The sequence below is a fragment of the Streptomyces sp. NPDC058964 genome (assembly GCF_042741275.1).
Lineage (GTDB): Bacteria > Actinomycetota > Actinomycetes > Streptomycetales > Streptomycetaceae > Streptomyces.
In genome coordinates, this window is record NZ_JBHYKH010000579.1 from 1 (window position 1) to 5,457 (window position 5,457).

The window sequence follows — 5,457 nt, forward strand, 5'->3', positions numbered from 1 at the left end:
AACCCCCACCCCCTCCCCCCCCTACCCCTCCACCAGCTATTGTAACATGTATCGTGGGCTCTGAGATGTTTATAATAGAAAGAGAAGATGGCGATGGCGACGACCGCGCAGAAGGCCAGCAGGGTCCCCCAGAAGTCCTGCCCGGTGACGTCGGTCATGATCTGGGCGAGGGAGGCCTCGGAGTCGGTGAAGGTGCGCCACGGGCGGGCACCGACGGCGACGGCGGCGACGAGGACGTACAGCACCGTCACGATGACCAGGGACAGCATGATCGCGCGGGGCAGGTCGCGCTGGGCGTTCTTGGCCTCCTCGCCGGCCGTGGAGGCGGCGTCGAAGCCGATGTACGAGAAGAAGGCGGCCGTGGTGCCCGCGCCGATGCCGCCGAGCCCGGCAGGGGAGAAGGGGGTGAGGTTGCCGTCCTTGAAGGCGCTGTAGCCGATGGCGCAGAAGGCGACGAGGATGACGAGCTTGACCGCGGCCATGGCGGCGGTGGCCCGGGCGCTCTCGCGCACGCCGCGCACCAGCAGCACCGAGGCCATGGCGATCACGATCACGGCGGGCAGGTTGACGATCCCGTTCCCGCCCGGACCGGCGGACAGCGCGGCCGGGAGCTGCCAGCCGGTGAGGCTGCGCAGCAGCTCGTTGACGTACTGGCTCCAGCCGACGGCGACGGCCGAGATCGAGATGCCGTACTCCAGGAGCAGACACCAGCCGACGAGGAAGGCGGTGGACTCGCCGAGGCCCGCGTAGGCGAAGGAGTACGACGATCCGGAGACCGGTATCGCGCCGCCCAGCTCGGCGAAGGAGAAGGCGGTGAAGACGCAGGTGATCGCGGCGAGGACGAAGGAGACGACGACCGCCGGGCCGGCCTGCGCGACCGAGTCGGAGAGGCCGACGAAGATGCCGGTGCCGACGATCGCGCCGATGCCGAAGCAGATCAGCTGGAACAGGCCCATCGTGCGCTTGAGGCCGTGGCCTTCGCGGTCGGCGCCGGATTCGGCTACCAGCAGGGCGGGGGACTTGATACGCAGCTTGGTGGGCTGAGCGGGCATGCGGGTGGTGCTCGTTTCTGGTGGTGCGGGCGCGATCCGGTGTCGATCGCTGCGGCGGCCGTGGCAGGGGTGGCGCCGGGCCGTCGGTCAGGATAAGGCGTGGTGAGGCCGGTCAGGCAACGCCGTGTGAGGCGTGCCGCCCGAGGGTGGCCACCAGGACGGCCTTGATCGTGTGCATCCGGTTCTCCGCCTCGTCGAATACGACGGAGTGCTCGGACTCGAACACCTCGTCGGTGACCTCCAGCTCGGTCAGTCCGTGCCGCTCGTGGATCTCACGGCCGACGGCGGTGCCGAGGTCGTGGAAGGCCGGCAGGCAGTGCAGGAACTTCACGTCGTCGTTGCCGGTGGCGCGCAGCACGTCCATCGTCACGGCGTACGGGCCGAGCAGCGCTATGCGCTCGTCCCAGACCTCCTTGGGCTCGCCCATCGACACCCACACGTCGGTGGCGATGAAGTCGGCGCCGCGTACACCCTCCTTGACGTCGTCGGTGAGGGTGATCCGGGCACCGGAGGCGCCGGCGAGCTGCTGGGCCACCTCGACGATCGTTTCGTCCGGCCACAGCAGCCGGGGCGCGACGATACGGACGTCCATGCCGAGCAGGGCGCCGGTGACGAGGTAGGAGTTGCCCATGTTGTAGCGGGCGTCGCCGAGGTAGGCGAAGGCGATCCCGGTCAGCGGCTTGTCGCAGTGCTCGGTCATGGTGAGCACGTCGGCGAGCATCTGGGTGGGGTGCCACTCGTCGGTCAGGCCGTTGTATACGGGGACCCCGGCGTAGGCGGCCAGCTCCTCGACCTTCTGCTGGCTGTCGCCCCGGTACTCGATCCCGTCGAACATGCGCCCCAGCACGCGTGCGGTGTCCTTCACGGACTCCTTGTGACCCAGCTGCGAGCCCGAGGGGTCGAGGTAGGTCGTCGAGGCGCCCTGGTCGGCGGCGGCGACCTCGAACGCGCACCGGGTGCGCGTCGAGGTCTTCTCGAAGACCAGCGCGATGTTCCTGCCCCGCAGGTACTGCGTCTCGGCCCCCGCCTTCTTGGCCGCCTTCAGCTCCGCGGCCAGCTCGACCAGACCGCGGAACTCCTCCTCGGTGAGGTCCAGTTCCTTGAGGAAGTGGCGGCCGGCGAGGGCGGTCGGGACTGTCGCCATGGGGGGCGCTCCAGGGGTACGGGAACACAGGACGGATGGAAGTCTATACGACGTTCCACATTTCTATACAGCCTCCCGGACCACCGGACAGCTCATGCAGCGCGGCCCGCCCCTGCCGCGCCCCAGCTCGCTGCCCGGAATCTCGATCACCTCGATGCCCTGCTTGCGCAGATGCGTGTTGGTGGTGGAGTTCCGCTCGTAGGCGACGACGACCCCGGGTTCGACGGCGAGGACGTTGCACCCGTCGTCCCATTGCTCGCGCTCGGCCGCGTGCACGTCCTGGGTGGCGGTCAGGACGCGGATCTCGCTCAGCCCGAGGGCGGCGGCGATCGCGCGGTGCATGTGCTCGGGCGGATGGTCGGTGACCTTCAGCTCCTTCTCGCCGGCGCCCGGTTCGATCGTGTACGAGCGGAGCATTCCGAGGCCCGCGTACTGGGTGAAGGTGTCGCCGTCGACCATCGTCATCACGGTGTCGAGGTGCATGAAGGCGCGCCGCTTGGGCATGTCGAGCGCGACGATCGTACGCGCCGACCCGGCGGCGAACAGCTTGTGCGCGAGCATCTCCACGGCCTGCGGGGTGGTGCGCTCACTCATGCCGATCAGGACCGCGCCGTTGCCGATCACCAGGACGTCGCCGCCCTCGATGGTGGACGGATAGTCGGCCTGCCCCTCGGACCAGACCCGGAATCCCTCTTCCCGGAACAGCGGGTGGTGCCGGTAGATCGCCTCGAAGTGCACGGTCTCGCGCTGCCGGGCGGGCAGGCGCATGGCGTTGATGGCGACTCCGTCGTAGATCCAGGCGGAGGTGTCCCGGGTGAAGAGGTGGTTGGGGAGCGGGCCGAGGAGAAAGTCGTCGAGGTCCATCGCGTGGAAGCGGACGGAGGTCGGCTCCGTGTGCGCGTCCAGGAACTCCCGCTTGGTCATGCCGCCGACCAGGGCCTCGGTCAGCTCGCGCGCGGGCAGGGTCTCGAAGGCCGCCCGGAGGTGGTCGGTGGCCAGGGGGCCGTACTCCTTCTCGTCGAAGACCCGGTCCAGGACGAGTGTCCTGGCCTCCGGGATCTCCAGCACCTCGGTGAGCAGGTCACCGAAGAGGTGGACGGTGACACCGCGGTCGCGCAGCACGTCGGCGAACCCGTCGTGCTCGGCGCGCGCCCGGCGCACCCACAGCACGTCGTCGAAGAGGAGGGCGTCCTTGTTGCTGGGGGTGAGCCTTTTGAGCTCGAGATCGGGCCGGTGCAGGATGACGCGGCGCAGCCGCCCGGCTTCGGAGTCGACGTGGAATCCCATGCATCCATCCTGACCATGTGGGACCGCCTCCACCCTCTGCTCGACCGTTTTCGCGTCTTCTTGTTTTCGTCCTATTGACGACAAGCCATCGGCCCGGTTATCGTCTGCATGACGAAAAGCGAGGGGGTTCCATGGCCGACATCACCCGGCGCCTGGGCTGGCGCCATCTGCGCGGCGCTCCGACGGCGCACATCAGACACCACCGCTCGGGCGAGCTCGCGCACGACGGCCCGGGGCTCAGCTTCTGGTTCCGCTCACTGACCGCCGCGCTGTCCGAGGTGCCGGTCGACGACCGGGAGCTGGCGATGACCTTCCACGCCCGCACGTCCGACTTCCAGGACGTGACCGTGCAGGCGACGGTCACCTACCGGATCAGCGACCCGGCCGTCGCCGCCGCCCGCCTGGACTTCTCCATCGACCCCGACACGGGCGTGTGGCGGGGCGCCCCGCTGGAGCAGCTGGGCACGCTGCTCACGGAGACCGCCCAGCAGCACGCGCTGGCCGTCCTCGCCCGTACGCCGCTGGCATCGGCGCTGGTCGACGGGGTGAGCGCGGTGCGCGAGCGGATCACGGAGGGGCTGGGGGCGGAGCCCCGCCTCCCGGCCACCGGCATCGAGGTGGTCGCGGTCCGCGTGGTGGCGCTGCGGCCCGAGCCGGAGGTGGAGCGGGCGCTGCGCACCCCGGCCCGGGAGCAGATCCAGCAGGAGGCCGACCGGGCCACCTACGAGCGGCGGGCGGTGGCCGTCGAGCGCGAACGCACGATCGCCGAGAACGAGCTGGCCAGCCAGATCGAACTCGCCCGCCGCGAGGAGCAGTTGGTCGAACAGCGCGGCACGAACACCCGCCGCGAGGCGGAGGAGCACGCCGCGGCGGACGCGGTGCGCGCACAGGCGGAGGCGGCCCGCACGGTCAGGCTCGCCGAGGCCGAGGCGGCCCGTTCGGTCAAGCTCGCGGAGGCCGAGGCGGACCGGTCGGTGCGGCTGGCCGACGCCGAGGCGCGGCGCACCACGCTGCTCGCGGAGGCGGAGGCCGGGCGGACGGCCCGGCTGGCGGAGGGGGAGGCGGCCCGTGGGGATCGTGTCGCCCGCGCCGAGGCCGAGGGCGCGCGCGAGGTCGGCGAGGCGCGGGCGCAGGCACAGGCCGCCTGGCTGCGCGTGCACGCGGACGCCGGAGTCGACGGCGTGGCGACGCTGCACGCCCTGACGGCGACCCGGCTGGCGGAGAACCTGCCCCGGATCGACAGCGTGACCGTGTCGCCGGACGTGCTCACCGGGCTGCTGGCGAAGCTCGGCGGCCAGGGGGCACAGGAGTGAGTCTCGCGCCGCGCGCCGTGCTGGTCCACCGCACCACGGAGTACGAGGAGCTGGTGGCCCGGCACGGCACGCACGGACAGGCCGCCTTCTTCCTCGCCTCCCGGGGCCGCGACATCGACGAGGTCGCCGAGCGCCACCACCGCACCCGGCGGGCCCTGGCCGAGGTCGCCGCGGCGGTGCCGCTGACCTGGCGGCAGAGCCGCGTGGAGCGGGCCGATCTGGACCGGTTCCTGTTCGCACCCGAGGACGTGGTGGTCGTGGTCGGCCAGGACGGGCTGGTGGCGAACGCGGCCAAGTACCTTGTGGGCCAGCCGGTCCTTGGCATCGACACCGATCCCGGCCGCAACCCCGGCGTGCTCGTCCGGCACCGGTCCGCGGACGCGGCGGCACTGCTGCCGGCCGTCCTGGCCCGGGGCACCGCCGTCGACGAGCTCACGATGGTCGAGGCCGTCGCGGACGACACACAGCGCCTGGTCGCGCTGAACGAGATCTATCTGGGGGCGGCCGGACACCAGACGGCCCGTTACCGCCTGGGCCTCGACGGCGACGGGGGTGTCGTCGGGGGCCAGGCCTCGTCCCGGGGGCTGGTGGGGTCCGGTACCCGGGCCACCGGGTGGCTCCGGGCGGTGTGGCAGGAGCGGGCCACCCCGCCGGCGCTCCC

Annotated in this window: 5 protein-coding genes; 2 read left to right on the forward strand and 3 right to left on the reverse strand. The window is 71.3% G+C overall.

Going from position 1 to position 5,457, the window contains the following annotated elements:
- The 3 genes from ACFW2E_RS40660 to ACFW2E_RS40670 form a co-directional block, all read right to left on the reverse strand.
- A partial coding sequence (locus ACFW2E_RS40660; protein WP_384475280.1) for an amino acid permease occupies positions 1-1,052 on the reverse strand: 1,052 nt, incomplete at its 3' end.
- A 112-nt stretch (positions 1,053-1,164) separates the two neighbouring features.
- Positions 1,165-2,196 (reverse strand): ornithine carbamoyltransferase, encoded by a 1,032-nt coding sequence (gene argF, locus ACFW2E_RS40665; RefSeq protein ID WP_384475283.1) that lies wholly within the window; start codon positions 2,194-2,196, stop codon positions 1,165-1,167.
- Between the two features lie 63 nt (positions 2,197-2,259).
- Positions 2,260-3,483 (reverse strand): arginine deiminase, encoded by a 1,224-nt coding sequence (locus ACFW2E_RS40670; protein WP_384475286.1) that lies wholly within the window; start codon positions 3,481-3,483, stop codon positions 2,260-2,262.
- A 131-nt stretch (positions 3,484-3,614) separates the two neighbouring features.
- Here ACFW2E_RS40670 and ACFW2E_RS40675 point away from each other — a divergent pair, with 131 nt between their 5' ends.
- Together ACFW2E_RS40675 and ACFW2E_RS40680 are read left to right on the forward strand one after the other, a co-directional pair.
- Complete coding sequence (locus tag ACFW2E_RS40675; protein ID WP_384475289.1) at positions 3,615-4,796, forward strand: SPFH domain-containing protein; 1,182 nt, start codon at positions 3,615-3,617, stop codon at positions 4,794-4,796.
- On the forward strand, positions 4,793-5,457 hold a 665-nt coding region (locus tag ACFW2E_RS40680; protein ID WP_384475292.1), incomplete at its 3' end, for a hypothetical protein. The genes ACFW2E_RS40675 and ACFW2E_RS40680, both read left to right, overlap by 4 nt.